Source organism: Bacillus sp. RZ2MS9, assembly GCF_001816185.2.
In the GTDB taxonomy this organism is placed as follows: domain Bacteria; phylum Bacillota; class Bacilli; order Bacillales; family Bacillaceae_G; genus Bacillus_A; species Bacillus_A cereus.
Window position 1 is genome coordinate 4,678,530 of the sequence record NZ_CP049978.1, and the last position, 15,960, is coordinate 4,694,489.

Here is a 15,960-nt window from a genome sequence, read left to right on the forward strand (position 1 = left end):
CAAAACAGTGCGCTATAGTCAGCTTCTTTCTTTTACCTTTTATCACACATTTTCGTTTCATTTGTAATGTTTCCATCCGCAACCGTAACTGTATGGAAACAGTCTTTCACACGTACTGTAACGACATTATCTTTTCGATCTATCACATGATAATCATTAAACTTTTCATTCAAAGCACTACGAATTTGCTCCCCTTCAAAAATCGGAAAACCGTGAGACATTACCCAAATGAGACCAGCAACAGCAAGAATCGTTTTCATACGTTTCATTACCTCCTCGAGAGTAAACTTATAGTCCCTACAACACGCGCATTATAATTGTGTCTAAATTGTGACATTTTTATACTAATTCTATTTTATACCGCAAGTTCCTTCTTCTTTTTAATAAAAATACAGAATTTTCAATTTTATCAACATAAAAAACGCAAAGAATTAAAAATTCTTCACGCTTTTCTTTAACGAAACTATATCGAAAGCATAACTCACATTAGTCTCCACTTTGTTGTTCTATCGTTTTTGAAACATCATATAATCCCGACAGCACTTCCGCTCTCATTTTTACAAGCTCAGGGAACTGATAGAAGAAAGCAATTTTTTTATATTTTAACTCTGTTCCTTCTTTCACCTTTTTTGAATCTTGTAAAATGAACGCTGTAAATGTATCTGCGATATCCTCCGTTACATTTGTTGTTCCATACAGCGATACAAAATCATCATGCTTTTCTTTATAAAATTCAATTTGTGCCTCTTCACTTTCTTCTACTTTCTTTTCTGTCCACTCTTGCTCAATTGGTTTCCAAAATTCATTATAAAATTGGTTAATATACGAAGTTTTTCTCGCACATCCATTTTTCAAGAACACCGTGTTACATTTATTTCGATATGATGAAATGTCTTTCTCTTCATCAAACGCCTCTAAATATTTCCTATCCACTGGTACTTGTTTATGCCCAATCGTTAATACGTGAGCCGTTTCATGAATTAATGTTTTCATCACTTCATCTATATTCACCCCAGAATCGAGCACGTCTAAACTAAGCAACCAATATCTCGGGTCATCCATACTTGGCATGACATGGGCAACAACGCCGTCATAACCATCCGTTATTAGATCAAACCCTGTTATATTCTCACGATATTTCACTGGAATGAGAGTGCGATACATGTCCCATAACGTTTCATGATACTCTTTATCTTGTCGCTGGCTTAACAAATCATCTTTTGCTACTTTGTCATCTGCAAAAACTTTATTCAATCTCTTACGATCCAATTTCTCAAAATAAGGATCTACAATTTCATCATCATCGATATAATAAGAAGCTAAAAAGAAGTAATTGTCATCCTCTTCTTTTTTCTGTTCCGCCTCTTTCATATTCATACTTTCATACTCTTCTATGTCATAATCCTCTACTTTTTCAAGTTCTGAAAGTCCCTCTATCTTTTTATATACTTTTTGTAATGTTTTATCTCCTATTTGCGTGCACTCTTCTTCTGTTTTACAAATTTCTTTTTCTTTCGTAACCTCGATAGCACTCTCGCATCCTGCAACTAAACTGCTTGCTATAATACAACACACTAACTTGCCATACAGTTTCTTCATACAATCCCCCATTATTCCATTCTACAAAATATCATAATCATTTTTTTACGAATATGCGATAATTAATTATAAAAACTGCAAGGAGGCTTCCCATGATTCGTGCAATCTTATTCGACTTAGATGGAACACTATTAGATCGGCGCCAATCTTTAGAACAATTTATTTGTGAGCAATATAATCGCTTCGCCTCACATTTGAAGAGCATAGAGAAATCAAAGTATTGTTCTCGATTTCTTGAACTCGATAATAATGGCTATACGTGGAAGGATAAAGTATATGCTACTCTCCTTTCCGAATACAACATTACTACTTTAACGCAAGAACAACTACTACACGACTATATTACAAACTTCCAACATCATTGTATTCCTTTCAAAAACACGCATGAACTACTTCAACAGTTAAAACAGCGAAACATTAAAATTGGTATTATTACAAATGGTTTTACTGAATTTCAGATGAGCAACCTTCGAGCACTACATATACATACGTATACAAACACCATTCTCGTTTCAGAAGCTGAAGGAATTAAAAAACCTCATCCTGAAATTTTCGAACGTGCTTTGCAAAGACTAGATGTGAAGGCAGAAGAATGTCTTTATGTTGGAGATCATCCAGAAAACGATGTGCTTGGTTCTGAACAAGTAGGGATTCTTGGTGTTTGGAAAAAAGATTCGTTTTGGGGGAATTTTAAGCATTCACGTATCGTAGATGATTTGTTGGAGGTGCTTTCGTTTTTAGAGGTGGAGATAAAGTGAAACTTTAATCCGCCCCCACCCGAAAGAAATATATGCAAATAACCAATTCCAAACGACAAAGCAATTATTATAAAAAATAAAGAAAAGTTTAATTTAACCATCGAAACAGTAACAGTCGTTTCTTTTCTTTTATCCATCTTCCCCCTCCTAAAATGTAAATATATCTTTACAAAATTGTATAATATACCCAAAATAATGTAAAGATATATTTACATTTATTCTTACATACAAAAAAAGAAACCGGCTACTTTACTTCGTAAAACAGCCGATTTCTTCTATATGTTTCATCGTACGCGCTAATACGTCATCGCGCATTATAAAGCTAAATTTTCTATTCGTTTTAATGTTGTCAGGAATGTCTTTTAATAAAACAGACCCTTTCGTTTCTTCGTAATGCGTATGTTCTTCTACCGCACTAATTGTTGCAAAATAAATGTTTTTAATGATTATTTTGTCTTTTCCAGATACTTTGTATTGTCCTAAGTAAGTTAAATCAGAAACTATGCCGCCGGTTTCTTCATGAACCTCTCGAACTGCCGCTTCTTCCGGTGTTTCCCCTAGTTCTACTTTACCACCTGGAAATTCAAGACCGCGACGTAAATGATGCGTTAATAACCATTGATCCCCGTACCGGCATACAACCCAAACATGCTTTGGCTCAGGAGAAAATGGATAACGTTCAAACGATAATTGTACAGTGTTGTGGTAATAATCTTTAAATTTGTACATGCCATTACTCCCCTATTGATGGTTACAAGTTTTTCCTACCACAAATTGTAGCATATTCTCGCTTTTCTGCATAATATTATCCAATTACAATCCATTGATTATTCCCATTTGCGCGACTAATTCTTTCGTCTCATGATTTCCTAAATCGTAAATCATTTTATATGCTTTTTGTAGTTGTTCATCATATCGGTCATTATTTGAATCGTGATGATACTCAACAAATGGAACGTGGGAGCGTACAAATGACCCTAAATCTTCTACATATGCTTGATCAAAGTGCTCTCTTAATTCCGTAATTTCCTCATCATTTGCGGAAATCTCAAAATTATACGTATCCGCCGTCTTCACTTGTGAAATTTGACCATTTCCTATTGATATATAATATGTTTTTTTCGTCTCCATGTAACACCCTTCTTTCATCCTTTTATTTTCTATTGTTTTCATCAATTACAAAATTATGTAAAATAAAGAAAAGGAGGGATTTTATGTTCAAAATATTAATTATCGGTATTATCATCGTCCTAATCATCCTCGTACTCTCCATCATGACAATTAATAAAGGCTATGCTTATAAACATTCCGTCGATAAACTAGAAGACAATCCTTATACAAAAAAGAATAAGGAGAATTCCTAATATGCTTCGTATACTTCGCATCATAGTAGCACTCACTGTGATCGTTATGTCGGCAATTGGATTATATACAGGTCAAAATAATTTTTTACCTCTTTCACAATTTCTATTAGGGGCTTTAATGTTTCTCATCGCATTTGAACAAATAAAGAAAAAGGAGGCAGCAACTGGATTTATTTGTATTATTGCCGGTGCTTTCATTTGGATAGTTCTCATTATTACCTACATAAAATAGAGGAGGTCTTTTATGCTAAAAGGGGGGCGGATTACTTTATCACTTATTGCCTTATCTATAGCAATCTATGAATTTTTTACTGGTAGTAGAGAAATAATGCCTTATATGTTCATCTTTTTAGGAGGTATGGCCCTCACCATAAGTTTAGAGGAAATATTAAAACGACAAACAGGAGGTAGTCTGCTCGCTCTACTAGCAGGGGCCGCTGCTTTATTTATTGGTTTCACAGAAATATTCTAGTAAATGGTCTAAAGGAGGCTATACAATGCTAACTCTAACTATATTACGGATTTTTTTAGCATTTCTCATGCTTCTCTTACTCATTCTAAGCACTTATATCCATGTTACCGATAATTTTTCACTTCTCCCATACGTACAATTTATTCTCAGTTGTTTCTTTATTCTTCTAGGAATTAATGAATTGAAATCCGGACGAAAATCAATGAGTATCCCGTATTTTTTCGTTTCCAGTCTCATATTCTTCTTTTTAATATCAAACTACTTTCGTTATATGTAGAATGAAATTTTGACCAATTTAGCATTTATAATTATTTTCTCTCAGTAACTATTTCTTTCTACTTAAGGGGGATTCCATGTTAAAAAACATTCAAATTATAATCGCCACTATCGCTCTTTCTCTCGCCCTATTTAGCTTCTTTGCAAACTTCACTATTCTTTTACCTTACGTGTCTATCCTTTTAAGTATTATGTGTATCCTTTTTGGAATCGATGAAATAAAGAAGCAGCAAAAAACGAAAGCATTTGTTTATTTTCTCTGTTCTGCCTTTGTTTTATATGTTGGAGTGTCTAGTATACTTTCATAAAAAAAGAACATGTTCGCTCTTAATAAAATAAAAAACTGCCCTTTCACAGGCAGTTTTTCTTTTTATCCAAAAACTTTCTCAAGTTCATCTTTATCTTGGCTTAACCAGAAGTTCATTAAGCGTTGTGCTCCTTCTAAGTCGTGAAGCTTCGCTTGACCACATTGCGTTTCATTTGCAGCCGGAATTTCTGTAATTTGAACCGCATCTTTTAATGTTAGTTCTAATAAATCAATGATTTCTCGAACTGTCGGCGTTCCGCTCACTACAAGATAATATCCTGTTTGGCAGCCCATCGGTGAAATATCGATAATATCAAAATGCGGATAACGATCAATATATTTACGTAAATTAAATGCTAATAAATGCTCTAACGTATGAATAACATCTGGTTTCATTGCTTGTTTATTCGGTTGGCAGAAACGAATATCGAATTTATTTACAATACCGTCACTACCTACATTGTGAACTCCGCAATGTCTTACATAAGGTGCCTTTACAATCGTATGATCTAATTCAAAGCTTTCTACTGATGGCATACAACATCTCTCCCGCTTTTAATTTAATTCCGTTATATCCAATATGATATAACGGAAATGCACATTAGTAAAGTATTATGTACAGTCGTGCTATAATACTTTAAGAATATGCTGAAAAGGAGACCGTTATGAAACAGATTTTTATTGGGATTATACGCTTTTATCAAAAGTTCATTTCTCCGATGACGCCACCAACATGTCGTTTTTATCCAACTTGTTCTCATTACGGATTAGAGGCGTTTCAAAAACATGGTGCACTCAAAGGCTTTTGGCTTACTTGTAAGCGTATATTAAAATGTCACCCTTTCCACCCGGGAGGATTTGATCCTGTCCCAGATAAAAAGGATGACAAAGTAAATTCTTAATTGTCGTAACCATTCACAACTAAATCTAATTTTCCTGTATCAGGATCTATAACAAGACCGTGAACAGGTACTTCTTCCGGAAGTAATGGGTGGTTGCGAAGTACTGATACGCTATGTTCTACACTTTCTTCCACACTAGAGAAACCGCGCAAGAATTGTTCTAAATCGATTCCAGAATAACGAAGCATATCTAATTTCTCTTCTGTTATACCGCGTTCTTTCATTCTCTCAATCGTACTGCTTGCTTGAATTTTTGCCATACCACAATCATGGTGACCAACTACACATACTTCATCAGCGCCAAGTTCGTATACAGCGACTAAAATACTACGCATAATACTTCCAAATGGATGTGAAATAACAGCGCCTGCTACTTTAATAATTTTCACATCACCGTTACGCATATTCATCGCTTTTGGTAATAGTTCGACAAGTCGTGTATCCATACAAGAAATAATTACCATCTTTTTGTTTGGAAATTTCCCCGCTACAAACTCTTCATATTTTTTCTCTTCAACAAATTTCTCATTGTACTGCAAAATCTCTTCTAATGACTTCATAGTAAAGGACCCTCTTTTCTCTCGTTTACACTACATAAATAGTGTACCAAAATATGAAAAACTCAAAAAGGATATCGCTTTATAGTAAAAATAAGATATTTTCAGATAATCGACATAATTCTTTCAAAATATACACACATCTTTGTAACAAGTTTCACATACTTTAAACGTATTTTCACTATAAACTGATTGTAGATAATGTAAAAAAGGAGTGAATATTTATTATGTCCGACGTTCTGTTACTGAGTCGTTTTCAATTTGCAATTACTATTTTTTATCACTTTTTATTTGTACCTTTGACAATCGGACTTGTCATTTTAGTAGCATGTATGGAAACTCAATACGCCCGCACATTGAATCCAACATACCGTAAAATGGCAAATTTCTGGGGTAAATTATTTACAATTAACTTCGTAATGGGGATTATAACCGGGATTACGATGGAATTCCAATTTGGAACAAACTGGTCTGAGTACTCCAAATATATGGGAGACATTTTCGGATCACCTCTCGCAATCGAAGCACTCGTTGCCTTCTTCTTAGAATCTACTTTCATGGGAATATGGTTATTCGGTAAAGACAAAATTTCACCAAAGTTCCGTGCCTTCTGTATGTGGATGGTTGCACTTGGAACAAACATTTCCGCCCTTTGGATTATTACAGCAAACGGCTTTATGCAAAACCCTGTTGGATACGTCGTGCGTAACGGCCGCGCTGAATTAAATGATTTCTGGGCACTCGTTACGAATCCATACGCTTGGAACATGTTCTTCCATACTGTAGTTGGTTGTTATATCGTAGGTGCTTTCTTCGTTATGGCAATTAGTGCTTATCACTTATTACGTAAAAATGAAGTAGAATTCTTCAAAAAATCATTTAAGTTTGGTTTAATGTTAGGCTTATTCGCCGCAACAATTACACCGTTTATGGGACATCAATCTGGTGTATCAGCAGCTAAATATCAACCCGCAAAAGGTGCTGCGATGGAGGCAGTTTGGGAAACTGGAAAAGGACAAGGCTTCTCAATTGTTCAAATTCCTGATGTAAAAAATGAGAAGAACTTTGAATTCCTTACGATTCCAAAACTCGGAAGCTTCTTCTACACAAATTCATTTAATGGCGAAATTGTTGGTTTAAAAGATATTCCGAAAGATGAACGTCCAAATGTTAACCTCGTGTATTATAGCTTCCGCTTAATGGTTGCACTCGGCATGTTCTTTATGGCATTAACTTGGTATGGCTTCTATTTAAACCGAAAAGGAAAACTAGAAAACTCAAAACGTTATTTGAAAATTACAATATGGTCTGTCTTACTTCCTTATATCGCAATTAACGCAGGATGGATTGTCGCTGAAGTAGGTCGTCAACCATGGACAGTATATAAACTAATGCGTACAGCAGAATCTGTATCACCTATATCTGTCCCGCAAATTTGGTTCTCATTAATTAGTTTAATTTTATTCTACACTTTACTTTTAATCGCAGACGTATACTTAATGCTGAAGTTCGCGAAAAAAGGACCTGCCGCATTAGAAGAACCTGCTACTGAGGGAGGTGTAGCTCATGTCTCATGATATGCTTGCAATCATCTGGTTCGGTTTATGGGGCGTGATTTGGACAGTTTACTTCATTCTTGACGGGTATGCACTTGGTAACGGAATGATTTTTCCTTTCGTTACGAAAGATCGACAAGAACGAAATCAATTACAAGAAGCAATTGGCCCGTTCTGGGGCGGTAATGAAGTATGGTTAATTACAGCTGGTGGCGCAACATTTGCTGCCTTCCCAGTCACATATGCTAATATGTTTAGTTATTTATATACACCGTTATTCTTAGTATTACTTGCACTATTTGCTCGTGCCGCTGGACTGGAATTCATGCATAAAGATGATTCACCAATTTGGCAAAAAACTTGTAAATGGGCATTTGCAATTGGCAGTTTCCTAATCGCCTTCTTATTCGGTGTTACGTTCGCTAATCTTTATTACGGACTACAAATCGGAAAAAATGGCTATGAAGGAAATTTACTTAGCTTACTAAACCATTACGGTATATTAGGTGGTCTTTTCTTCACTGCTATATTTGTCGTATCCGGTGCCCTTTGGGTCATGATTAAAACGACTGGTGAAGTATCTGATCGTGCTTATAAAATCGCAAGACCATTTTCAATGGCAGCTGCTATTATTTTAGCTATCTTCTATGTAGCAACTGCTAATCGGACAAACTTATTCCAAAACTTTACGGAATATCCGGTACTATTCATTCTTCCAGTACTTGCAATGCTAATGAGTGTACTCGCACTTATTATGGTGTACAAACATAAAATTGGCCTTGCATTCACATTCGTTTGCCTAACAATCGCAATGTTTATGACAACTGGCTTTGCAGGTATGTTCCCAAGAATGTTACCATCTCGTATTAACGATGCATACAGTACAACGTTATATAACGCAGCTGGTAGTCAATTAAACTTAAAAATTATGTTCTTCGTTGCAATGGTTATGGTACCAATCGTTATTGGATATCAGCTTTGGAGCTACAGTATTTTTAAAAATAAAATTCATAAAGACTCTGCTAAAGGGTATCACTAAAGTAAAAAAAGACACTTCGTTTGAAGTGTCTTTTTTTGTACGTATGATTTTCGATAAGATGTTATATTTCTAATCTAACAACTATAATACAGAAGAATCATTAACAGCTCACAGCTAGAGTGTAACATACAACAAACATGTTACTTTATGCAATTTTGCATTTTAAAATTATAACGTTGATTGAATAACTTGATCATACGCATCATTATCCCTTACATCCGCCGTACTAATCCCGCTAAACGTTTGTACTTTCATTCCTGTATTTGATGATCCCGATCCATTATAAGCTTTCGTCTTTTCAATCGGCTGTACGTTATATTTATCCCCTACATTAATTGTTCCATTGCAGTTTTCAATAATAACACCTTCCACAACTGCCGGCATTTTGTCACCCACTTTCATTTCTTTACTTTTATTTTATGAAAATCGCCTAGAAAAATAGCATGTTTCAATAAGAAAAAGCACTCAATTTGAGTGCTTTTTCTTTAAGCATAAAGACAAGTTTGGAGACAGTTGACTTCTTCAAAATTTTATTAGGGGTAATATTTTGAAAAAGAAAGCCTTTCATATGTAGGTTAACACCACTGGAATATATAGTAAATTGATAATATTTATACGGAAGATTGCTAATGTTTAGTATAGATAGTTTACACTATGCTAACAGTGAAAACTATCTATACTAATAAAAAAAGGTGCCTTCAAAAAAGACACCTTTCAAAAACAGACACTATAAAACAGAATTATTTATTGTTATACGATTGTTAGATACAAAAAGTAGAGGGAAATGTTTGTATTAAATTCTGCTTTATAAAGTCTGTCTACAAATTATATTGTAATCCTCTTCATTTGAAAAAAAATATAATATGCACAATTGCATACAAAAAGAAAAAGCACTCTATTGAGTGCCTTTTCAACCATTTTACTTTTAATATATCGCTTTGAATATATTGTAACATATGTATCCATATATTTTATTGAGAAAATTCAAAATCCTTTTTCTTTCATTTTCACTTATAAAATCATGTAATATAAAAGGTATGTCAAATTCTTATACAAATTGAGGTGTACTATATTTATGATGTATTTCGGAATTATTCCTCTTATATTATTTATTATTTTTCTTATCTCATATTTAAAAGATCCGCGAAAAATAATAAACGGCTTTTTATTTAATTCCTTTGTCTGTTTTTTCCTTCTTTTTTGTGTGATTATATCTGTAAATTCAAGTAGTGATGTCCTACGCTATATTATAATTTTACCTATTTTAGCACTTCTTATTATGCTTCCTTTCGGTATTGTTGCTTTAATGTTTGGGCTATTTCTTAATGCTAGAATTTTAATGAGGCGAGAAGGAAGACGGTTCACTAACTGTTTAACACTCCTTGCTGCTTTAGGGATGTTATTCTTTATGTTACTCCCTATCATAAACCCAGCAAGTTTGGTCTCATCGCATTTAGAGCCTATTTTTGCAGCTATTTCTCTTATAAGCTTCTATTTCTTTATACACTTATCTAACTTCTTAAGTGCATATTTTTTATACCAATTCAACAGACCAAGACGTAATCAAGATTTCATCATCGTTCTTGGTAGCGGCTTAATTAATGATAAAGTACCACCATTACTTGCAAGCCGCATTAATAAAGCTATCGACTTCTATTGGAAACAAGCAGCTGTAAATACACCACCAACAATTATTTTCTCTGGTGGTCAAGGTCCAGATGAAGGTCTTCCAGAGGCAGAAGCAATGCAAAATTATGCTGTTGAAAAAGGAATTCCTCTTGAACATACGGTGCAAGAAAATCGCTCTGTAAACACATATCAAAATATGTTGTTCTCTAAAGAAATTATGGATTCTTTAAAACCTGAAGGTAAATATAAAAGTATTTTTACCACAAATAATTTCCACCTTTTCCGCGCTGGCATATACGCTAGACAAGCTGGTCTTAATAGCCAAGGAATCGGGTCAAAAACTGCATTTTATTACTGGCCTAACGCAATGATTCGCGAATATGTTGCGATTGTCGTAATGGGACGTAAGCGCCATATGAAAATATGTGGAACTATTTTAGGTTTCGCTTTATTCGTATCAATACTTAGTTTTATATTTTCTTAATAGCATCCCATCCTTTGAAAGGATGGGATTTCTTATACTGATTTCAAAAATATTTTAAAGATAATATGGTGATAATATTCCCTGCATACATCCATTAAAGGAGAATTTTTTCAAATTAAATGTTAAAATAAAATTTAGGTGTGAATGACGTAACAAATAAGAAACTAGTTTGAAACGAGGAAATTATATGGAGAAAATTATCAAAAACAAGCCCAATAAGCTAAAAATTGCTTCAAAAGCTTTGATGATTATTATTGGGGCATTTATCACAGCGTACGGATTAGAAGCAGTATTAATTCCAAATAACGTATCAGACGGTGGTGTGACTGGTTTAAGTATCGTTAGTTCAAGATTATTTGGATTGCCATTAGGAGCTCTAATCGCAGTTATTAACATTCCTTTCGTTTGGTTAGGGTATAAGCAAATCGGTAAAAGCTTTGCGATTTATTCTATTATCGGAATTGCTTCATTAGCAGTAGGTACCGTTGTCATGCACGGAATACCAGCTATTATTGAAGGCGATACATTATTAGTTACAGTTGTTGGTGGTATTATCATCGGTTTTGGTATGGGACTAGCATTACGTAACGGTGGGGCATTAGATGGAATCGATATGCTTGCTGTATTGCTTTCTCGTAAGTTACCATTTGGAACGAGTGACCTTATTTTATTCTTAAACATGTTCGTATTTATTTTCGTATCAACGGTATTCGGTCTTCAAGGAGCTATCCTTTCGGCAATTGCTTACTTTATCGCTTCGAAAGTGATTCATATCGTTGAAGTTGGTTTAAGTGGTTCAAAAGCATTTAAAATTATTACAAAAGAGCCTGAATTAATGGTAGAAACAATTCGCGATCGTTTAGGCCGAAGTGCAACATATAACGAAGTATACGGTGGTTATTCAAGAGAGAAATTCAAAGAAATTTCTTGCGTAATTAACCGTTTAGAAGAAAGTAAAATGAAAGAACTTATTAATGAAATCGATCCACACGCCTTTATTACAGTTTATGACGTAGCAGAAGTAAAAGGCGGTAATTTCAAGAAACGTGATATTCATTAATCGTTATATAAAAGAGGGTGTGCCAAAATTTTGGCACACCCTCTTTTTATTATTAAGTTGCTATCGTTGTCAGTTTTTGTCGGTAAGTCGATATATTTCAATAATCGCTGATATATTTTGAGTTGTGGTCGATATATTCTAATAATCGCTGATATATTTTTACTTTCCCCCTTATGCCTAAATCGTACCAACTGAAAGGGATTAATTCCCATAACAAAAAAAGACCAAAAAGCAATTTACACTTTTCGGTCTCTACACTATCTTCTCTTCGTAATCTTTCCTGAACCACCGACCCTCGTTTTCGGAGGAGATGTATTCCTTGGCGGCGTTTTAATAGATGATTTTGGCTTCACATCTGATCCGCTTGAACCGCCTGGTGTTTTCGTAATTTTCCCCTTGCTTCCAGTAGAAGGTGGGGGCGTCGTATTACTTCCTTTTTCAGTAATACTTCCCTTATCACCTACTGATGGTTTCGAATCTACATTATCGCCTCGCTTAATGATAGATCCTTTCCCTTCCTTCGTAATTGGAGGTGGGGTTTTCTTTTCTTCTTTCGTAGGTGGTCTTTCTGGAATAACTGGTTGATGATTTTGTCTGTCATTATATCCTCGGTAATCACCGGATGATGATCTTTTTGAACCGAATATATCGTTTAATATGCTACCCATAATATATCCTTGCAAGAAGGACGGTTGGTAATTTTGACGGACAAATTCTTTATTACTTATTTCAATTAACGTATCAGATGGTTTCTCTTTATCCTTTTGCAGGTTATAAATCTTATCAGAATAAACGAGGAACATTTGATTTTCGTCTTCTTTAGATGCTTGCTTCGGTTCTCTTTCGTTAATGAGTTCCTTCGCTACTTCAGGAACTGACCGATTGGCGGCCCTATACACGTAAGATTCTTGTTTACCTTCCTTGGCAACAGATTCAAGTGGATAACGGTCTTGAATCGACTTTGTCTGCCCGCCTTGACAACCTGATAAGGCATAACCAGCAACAACAAGTAATATAACGATAGCAAGTATAGGGATTACAAACGATTTAATCATGGTAAACAATCGGTTTGACATGATTACGCCCCCTTACGTTGCTCTTATAATTTGTACATCAGCAGGAATGATTGCTTCTCCCTCATACATCATTGTGCGACCATTTTGCCATTCAATACGCAATAATTTTCGATTGTCTGATTGGAATTCCCATACGTGCTGTTCTTCTGAAGCTGAGAATGGAGTTTTTCCCATAACAACAACACGTCCGTTATATTGTTCTTCCATATGGTACTCGGTATCATCCATTTCAATTGTCGTCGGAATTTCATCAATTGAATCTAAGCGACCATCAATTGGTGTATATAATTTGTAATACGTATTTTCACGATCTTCAATTTTTAAATAACGAATGTCTTTTCCATCTTGCAATGTCAAAACAATTTCCTTACGCGAATGCATACTCGTTTTCCCAATTAATTCATACATAACTAATGACACTTCAATCATATCGCCAGGAGCTAACGTTAAAAGACTCTTTTCCGGCTTCGGTGGCTCTGGGCTTTTCATTATATTTTTAATTCGTTTAAATAAACTCATGATCTACCCCTCCTTTTCTCTTTATAAACAAGCACCTAAAATTAGTGCACCAACAATATGTAATGATCCGGCTAACATCGCATGTGCAACGCTACCTTCTTTCGTACCTTCTTCTAAATCAAGACCAGACATTTTCTTTAATACAAATTCGATAAACATTTCTACCACTAATAAAATAACGAAAGAAACTGCTGAAGCAAGAAGTGCCTGCCATAAGTCATTTGCTTTCGTAATTGATTGGGATAAAATGTACCCTTGTGCAAATAATTTCATAATAAAACGAGTTGTTACAGCTGTATTTCCATTTTTAATTTCTTTTAAATCATTGTATTTTGTAAAAATTGAATCAACCCACATAATTGCAAATAAAAGTACTGCACTCGCTCCAGTCCATACAAGCATGGCAACTACATTCATCCATGTCATTGCAAAACCTCCTCTAAATATAATAGAAAACCGACATGAATATATTTAGACATGTCGGTTCATTTGTCTTTATTCTATATTATTTCTCATACTGCTTCATAATACGAGCTAATTCATCGTCAACAGCAGAATTTTTGTTTAAGCTTGCGAATTCATCATCTAATGATTTTTCTTTCTTATAAACTTCACCGCTTGCTTCTGCTTCAGCCTCTAATTGAAGAGCTTTCTCTTCCATACGGCTTAAACCAGCTTTTGCTGAGTTTGAATCAAATCCAGACATCGCCTGATTAATATTCTTTTGTGCTTTCGCCGCATTTACACGCGCTACAAGTGTCTCACGTTTATTTTTCAGCTCATTTAATTGCTTACGCATTTCTTCTAGCTTTAGGCGCAGGTTATCAGCAGCAGCTTTATTTTGCTCATAGCTTGCTTTATACTCATTCATCTTTTGCTCCGCATTTTGTTTTTCTTCTAGTGCACGGCGCGCAAGATCTAAGTTATTAGCTTGAACAGCCATATGAGCTTGCTCTTCACGTTTTTTCACAAGTGCTTCTTGCTCTTCAAATAATATTTTGAATTTCTTCTCAAGCGCGATTTGAGCTGCTACACTTTTCTCAGCTTCTTGTACATCCGCTTGCATATCGCGTAAATATTGATCCGTCATCTTAACTGGATCTTCCGCTTTTTCAATTAATGAATATACATTCGACATTGTTAAATCTCTTAATCGTTTGAATACAGACATCTAAATTCCTCCTATGATATACCTCATATTTCAAATTCACTACTTGGAAAACTGAAAAATCTCCCTTTACAGTAAAGAATATTCATTTTTACAGCCTATGTGTTTATTATAACAAAACTAATATGTCCTTACATGTTATTTCCAAAATACATCCATTATAATATGACATTCTATATACAATATTGTATTTCTAATATATTCTCATTATCCCTCTTTGAAATTAACTTACTTTTGTGCAATTTCACTAAATTACATAAGTGTAATGTTACTGTAAGCTAACTCGATAGTTGCATTCTGATATTTCTTATACACTAATACCAGAAGCAACAAACAAGCTTCTTCACTTGTAAGCAATAATACAAAAATTGTATTTAATATAAAACATATAAAAGGAGAAATCATCATGAAAAAATTAGTAGGAATCGGATTAGCAGCAGCAATTTCACTTGGAGCATTATCAGGTTGTTCTTTATTAGGAGAGAAAGCGAACGGTTTTGTACTGTACGGCTCAGAAGAACAAGTTCAGCAAATTACAGATAAAAACAAAAAAGAAGTGAAAGAAAAAGACTTCTATAAAATGAAAATGACAACATTAGATGGTAAAAAAGTTCTTGTAATGGATAAGAAAACTGGTGAGGAACTAGTGAAAAAAGAGTTACTTAGCAAAGTTGATGAAAAAGACAACACGAAACCACTTGATAAATTACCAGCTGTAACAACAGAACAAGGTGTATTATTTGCAAAAGAAAAAGTAGAAAATGCTACACTTGATGGAGCGAAATTAAAATATGAAGGCAACACAATTATCGGAAGTGGCCGTGCATATACAGATATGTATGCGATTGTCGATGACGCAACTTACAACAATGTAAAAGGTGATGAAAAATCTGTAGGTGTATTAAAATTTGATAAAGACCCAAGTAAAGAATTCCCTGGTTACAACGGCGTCGAAGCTTCTCAACTTGTAAAAATTAAAAAGTAAAACAAAAAAGCTTTGCGACATTCGCAAAGCTTTTTTCTATTTATTATGAGCAACTTGTTCCATATCTGGACTACAAGTTTTCGACTGACATGACTTATTTAAAGAACATGCTGCGCATTTTCCTTTTTTACTTCTCTTTACAAAATTAACTAACGTGTATGCTGCATAACCAAAAATGATAGCTCCAATTATAATATTGACCATCATTA

The 15,960-nt window shown here is 34.5% G+C and carries 23 protein-coding genes and 1 pseudogene; 11 read left to right on the forward strand and 13 right to left on the reverse strand.

The window, feature by feature from the left end; translation table 11 throughout:
• Positions 1 to 32: 32 nt before the first annotated feature.
• The gene (locus BHV55_RS23880; RefSeq protein WP_000849112.1) at positions 33 to 260 is read right to left on the reverse strand and encodes a hypothetical protein; all 228 of its coding nucleotides are present in this window, start codon (positions 258 to 260) and stop codon (positions 33 to 35) included.
• A gap of 226 nt (positions 261 to 486) precedes the next feature.
• On the reverse strand, positions 487 to 1,599 hold the full coding sequence (locus BHV55_RS23885) for a hypothetical protein (RefSeq protein WP_070757019.1): 1,113 nt from the start codon (positions 1,597 to 1,599) through the stop codon (positions 487 to 489).
• Positions 1,600 to 1,691: 92 nt separating this feature from the next.
• Between BHV55_RS23885 and BHV55_RS23890 the strand changes: the two genes are divergently transcribed.
• A complete protein-coding gene (locus BHV55_RS23890) occupies positions 1,692 to 2,357 on the forward strand; it encodes an HAD family hydrolase (protein WP_000617254.1) in 666 nt (221 codons plus the stop codon).
• A gap of 14 nt (positions 2,358 to 2,371) precedes the next feature.
• On the opposite strand, the pseudogene BHV55_RS23895 reads toward BHV55_RS23890, so the two are convergent.
• The 3 genes and pseudogenes from BHV55_RS23895 to BHV55_RS23905 form a co-directional block, all read right to left on the reverse strand.
• Positions 2,372 to 2,494, reverse strand: a pseudogene (locus BHV55_RS23895) (DUF3267 domain-containing protein); the annotation flags it as partial.
• Positions 2,495 to 2,606: 112 nt separating this feature from the next.
• Positions 2,607 to 3,086, reverse strand: coding sequence for an antimutator 8-oxo-(dGTP/GTP)ase (gene mutTA, locus BHV55_RS23900; protein ID WP_000276385.1), 480 nt, complete (start codon positions 3,084 to 3,086; stop codon positions 2,607 to 2,609).
• Positions 3,087 to 3,170: 84 nt separating this feature from the next.
• The gene (locus BHV55_RS23905) at positions 3,171 to 3,488 is read right to left on the reverse strand and encodes a hypothetical protein (protein WP_000448409.1); all 318 of its coding nucleotides are present in this window, start codon (positions 3,486 to 3,488) and stop codon (positions 3,171 to 3,173) included.
• Between the two features lie 83 nt (positions 3,489 to 3,571).
• On the opposite strand from BHV55_RS23905, the gene ytzI reads away from it, so the two are divergent.
• The 4 genes from ytzI to BHV55_RS23925 all read left to right on the forward strand — a co-directional run bounded on the left by ytzI (position 3,572) and on the right by BHV55_RS23925 (position 4,777).
• Positions 3,572 to 3,721: a YtzI protein gene (ytzI, locus tag BHV55_RS23910; protein ID WP_000472791.1), complete on the forward strand. Its 150-nt coding sequence runs from the start codon at positions 3,572 to 3,574 to the stop codon at positions 3,719 to 3,721.
• Between the two features lies 1 nt (position 3,722).
• Positions 3,723 to 3,953 carry a DUF3953 domain-containing protein gene (locus tag BHV55_RS23915; RefSeq protein WP_000944456.1) on the forward strand — a complete coding sequence of 77 codons (231 nt, stop codon included), beginning with the start codon at positions 3,723 to 3,725 and terminating at the stop codon, positions 3,951 to 3,953.
• Between the two features lie 12 nt (positions 3,954 to 3,965).
• On the forward strand, positions 3,966 to 4,193 hold the full coding sequence (locus BHV55_RS23920; RefSeq protein WP_000911649.1) for a DUF3953 domain-containing protein: 228 nt from the start codon (positions 3,966 to 3,968) through the stop codon (positions 4,191 to 4,193).
• A gap of 353 nt (positions 4,194 to 4,546) precedes the next feature.
• Positions 4,547 to 4,777: a YczI family protein gene (locus BHV55_RS23925; RefSeq protein WP_000916673.1), complete on the forward strand. Its 231-nt coding sequence runs from the start codon at positions 4,547 to 4,549 to the stop codon at positions 4,775 to 4,777.
• A 62-nt stretch (positions 4,778 to 4,839) separates the two neighbouring features.
• Here the strand turns inward: BHV55_RS23925 and luxS are convergent, their stop codons facing one another.
• Positions 4,840 to 5,313, reverse strand: coding sequence for an S-ribosylhomocysteine lyase LuxS (gene luxS, locus BHV55_RS23930; RefSeq protein ID WP_001141371.1), 474 nt, complete (start codon positions 5,311 to 5,313; stop codon positions 4,840 to 4,842).
• A gap of 128 nt (positions 5,314 to 5,441) precedes the next feature.
• On the opposite strand from luxS, the gene yidD reads away from it, so the two are divergent.
• The gene (gene yidD / locus BHV55_RS23935) at positions 5,442 to 5,678 is read left to right on the forward strand and encodes a membrane protein insertion efficiency factor YidD (RefSeq protein ID WP_000809334.1); all 237 of its coding nucleotides are present in this window, start codon (positions 5,442 to 5,444) and stop codon (positions 5,676 to 5,678) included.
• Here the strand turns inward: yidD and BHV55_RS23940 are convergent.
• On the reverse strand, positions 5,675 to 6,238 hold the full coding sequence (locus BHV55_RS23940; RefSeq protein ID WP_000838164.1) for a beta-class carbonic anhydrase: 564 nt from the start codon (positions 6,236 to 6,238) through the stop codon (positions 5,675 to 5,677). The genes yidD and BHV55_RS23940 overlap by 4 nt on opposite strands.
• Positions 6,239 to 6,462: 224 nt before the next feature.
• Between BHV55_RS23940 and cydA the strand changes: the two genes are divergently transcribed.
• Positions 6,463 to 7,812 carry a cytochrome ubiquinol oxidase subunit I gene (gene cydA / locus BHV55_RS23945; RefSeq protein ID WP_001286194.1) on the forward strand — a complete coding sequence of 450 codons (1,350 nt, stop codon included), beginning with the start codon at positions 6,463 to 6,465 and terminating at the stop codon, positions 7,810 to 7,812.
• The gene (gene cydB, locus BHV55_RS23950; RefSeq protein ID WP_000017662.1) at positions 7,802 to 8,830 is read left to right on the forward strand and encodes a cytochrome d ubiquinol oxidase subunit II; all 1,029 of its coding nucleotides are present in this window, start codon (positions 7,802 to 7,804) and stop codon (positions 8,828 to 8,830) included. The genes cydA and cydB overlap by 11 nt, the downstream gene beginning before the upstream one ends.
• Before the next feature lie 168 nt (positions 8,831 to 8,998).
• On the opposite strand, the gene BHV55_RS23955 is transcribed toward cydB, so the two are convergent.
• Complete coding sequence (locus BHV55_RS23955) at positions 8,999 to 9,232, reverse strand: spore germination protein (protein WP_002062565.1); 234 nt, start codon at positions 9,230 to 9,232, stop codon at positions 8,999 to 9,001.
• Positions 9,233 to 9,905: 673 nt separating this feature from the next.
• Between BHV55_RS23955 and BHV55_RS23960 the strand changes: the two genes are divergently transcribed.
• Positions 9,906 to 10,943 (forward strand): YdcF family protein, encoded by a 1,038-nt coding sequence (locus tag BHV55_RS23960; protein ID WP_070757020.1) that lies wholly within the window; start codon positions 9,906 to 9,908, stop codon positions 10,941 to 10,943.
• 187 nt (positions 10,944 to 11,130) lie between these two features.
• Positions 11,131 to 12,003 carry a YitT family protein gene (locus BHV55_RS23965; RefSeq protein ID WP_000411244.1) on the forward strand — a complete coding sequence of 291 codons (873 nt, stop codon included), beginning with the start codon at positions 11,131 to 11,133 and terminating at the stop codon, positions 12,001 to 12,003.
• A 257-nt stretch (positions 12,004 to 12,260) separates the two neighbouring features.
• On the opposite strand, the gene BHV55_RS23970 is transcribed toward BHV55_RS23965, so the two are convergent.
• From BHV55_RS23970 to BHV55_RS23985, 4 genes are all read right to left on the reverse strand, one after another.
• Positions 12,261 to 13,079 (reverse strand): DUF4247 domain-containing protein, encoded by an 819-nt coding sequence (locus BHV55_RS23970; protein ID WP_000071185.1) that lies wholly within the window; start codon positions 13,077 to 13,079, stop codon positions 12,261 to 12,263.
• Positions 13,080 to 13,091: 12 nt separating this feature from the next.
• A complete protein-coding gene (locus BHV55_RS23975; protein ID WP_000051744.1) occupies positions 13,092 to 13,598 on the reverse strand; it encodes a DUF4178 domain-containing protein in 507 nt (168 codons plus the stop codon).
• Positions 13,599 to 13,619: 21 nt separating this feature from the next.
• Complete coding sequence (locus BHV55_RS23980) at positions 13,620 to 14,024, reverse strand: DUF350 domain-containing protein (protein WP_000220087.1); 405 nt, start codon at positions 14,022 to 14,024, stop codon at positions 13,620 to 13,622.
• A 79-nt stretch (positions 14,025 to 14,103) separates the two neighbouring features.
• Positions 14,104 to 14,769, reverse strand: coding sequence for a PspA/IM30 family protein (locus BHV55_RS23985; protein ID WP_000110280.1), 666 nt, complete (start codon positions 14,767 to 14,769; stop codon positions 14,104 to 14,106).
• A 403-nt stretch (positions 14,770 to 15,172) separates the two neighbouring features.
• Here BHV55_RS23985 and BHV55_RS23990 point away from each other — a divergent pair, with 403 nt between their 5' ends.
• Positions 15,173 to 15,751 (forward strand): lipoprotein BA_5634 family protein, encoded by a 579-nt coding sequence (locus BHV55_RS23990; protein WP_000737502.1) that lies wholly within the window; start codon positions 15,173 to 15,175, stop codon positions 15,749 to 15,751.
• A 36-nt stretch (positions 15,752 to 15,787) separates the two neighbouring features.
• On the opposite strand, the gene BHV55_RS23995 is transcribed toward BHV55_RS23990, so the two are convergent.
• A complete protein-coding gene (locus tag BHV55_RS23995; protein ID WP_000989593.1) occupies positions 15,788 to 15,958 on the reverse strand; it encodes a FeoB-associated Cys-rich membrane protein in 171 nt (56 codons plus the stop codon).
• Positions 15,959 to 15,960 lie beyond the last annotated feature (2 nt).

What these genes read in the sequence shown, in the direction of transcription:
- BHV55_RS23880 (WP_000849112.1), bottom strand. Translation starts at nt 260, where the DNA reads ATGAAAACGATTCTTGCTGTTGCTGGTCTCATTTGGGTAATGTCTCAC.
- BHV55_RS23965 (WP_000411244.1), top strand. Translation starts at nt 11,131, where the DNA reads ATGGAGAAAATTATCAAAAACAAGCCCAATAAGCTAAAAATTGCTTCA.
- BHV55_RS23975 (WP_000051744.1), bottom strand. Translation starts at nt 13,598, where the DNA reads ATGAGTTTATTTAAACGAATTAAAAATATAATGAAAAGCCCAGAGCCA.
- cydB (WP_000017662.1), top strand. Translation starts at nt 7,802, where the DNA reads ATGTCTCATGATATGCTTGCAATCATCTGGTTCGGTTTATGGGGCGTG.
- BHV55_RS23955 (WP_002062565.1), bottom strand. Translation starts at nt 9,232, where the DNA reads ATGAAAGTGGGTGACAAAATGCCGGCAGTTGTGGAAGGTGTTATTATT.
- BHV55_RS23915 (WP_000944456.1), top strand. Translation starts at nt 3,723, where the DNA reads ATGCTTCGTATACTTCGCATCATAGTAGCACTCACTGTGATCGTTATG.
- BHV55_RS23940 (WP_000838164.1), bottom strand. Translation starts at nt 6,238, where the DNA reads ATGAAGTCATTAGAAGAGATTTTGCAGTACAATGAGAAATTTGTTGAA.
- BHV55_RS23890 (WP_000617254.1), top strand. Translation starts at nt 1,692, where the DNA reads ATGATTCGTGCAATCTTATTCGACTTAGATGGAACACTATTAGATCGG.
- BHV55_RS23885 (WP_070757019.1), bottom strand. Translation starts at nt 1,599, where the DNA reads ATGAAGAAACTGTATGGCAAGTTAGTGTGTTGTATTATAGCAAGCAGT.
- BHV55_RS23920 (WP_000911649.1), top strand. Translation starts at nt 3,966, where the DNA reads ATGCTAAAAGGGGGGCGGATTACTTTATCACTTATTGCCTTATCTATA.
- BHV55_RS23925 (WP_000916673.1), top strand. Translation starts at nt 4,547, where the DNA reads ATGTTAAAAAACATTCAAATTATAATCGCCACTATCGCTCTTTCTCTC.
- yidD (WP_000809334.1), top strand. Translation starts at nt 5,442, where the DNA reads ATGAAACAGATTTTTATTGGGATTATACGCTTTTATCAAAAGTTCATT.
- luxS (WP_001141371.1), bottom strand. Translation starts at nt 5,313, where the DNA reads ATGCCATCAGTAGAAAGCTTTGAATTAGATCATACGATTGTAAAGGCA.
- BHV55_RS23905 (WP_000448409.1), bottom strand. Translation starts at nt 3,488, where the DNA reads ATGGAGACGAAAAAAACATATTATATATCAATAGGAAATGGTCAAATT.
- BHV55_RS23985 (WP_000110280.1), bottom strand. Translation starts at nt 14,769, where the DNA reads ATGTCTGTATTCAAACGATTAAGAGATTTAACAATGTCGAATGTATAT.
- BHV55_RS23990 (WP_000737502.1), top strand. Translation starts at nt 15,173, where the DNA reads ATGAAAAAATTAGTAGGAATCGGATTAGCAGCAGCAATTTCACTTGGA.
- BHV55_RS23995 (WP_000989593.1), bottom strand. Translation starts at nt 15,958, where the DNA reads ATGATGGTCAATATTATAATTGGAGCTATCATTTTTGGTTATGCAGCA.
- cydA (WP_001286194.1), top strand. Translation starts at nt 6,463, where the DNA reads ATGTCCGACGTTCTGTTACTGAGTCGTTTTCAATTTGCAATTACTATT.
- BHV55_RS23970 (WP_000071185.1), bottom strand. Translation starts at nt 13,079, where the DNA reads ATGTCAAACCGATTGTTTACCATGATTAAATCGTTTGTAATCCCTATA.
- BHV55_RS23960 (WP_070757020.1), top strand. Translation starts at nt 9,906, where the DNA reads ATGATGTATTTCGGAATTATTCCTCTTATATTATTTATTATTTTTCTT.
- BHV55_RS23980 (WP_000220087.1), bottom strand. Translation starts at nt 14,024, where the DNA reads ATGACATGGATGAATGTAGTTGCCATGCTTGTATGGACTGGAGCGAGT.
- ytzI (WP_000472791.1), top strand. Translation starts at nt 3,572, where the DNA reads ATGTTCAAAATATTAATTATCGGTATTATCATCGTCCTAATCATCCTC.
- mutTA (WP_000276385.1), bottom strand. Translation starts at nt 3,086, where the DNA reads ATGTACAAATTTAAAGATTATTACCACAACACTGTACAATTATCGTTT.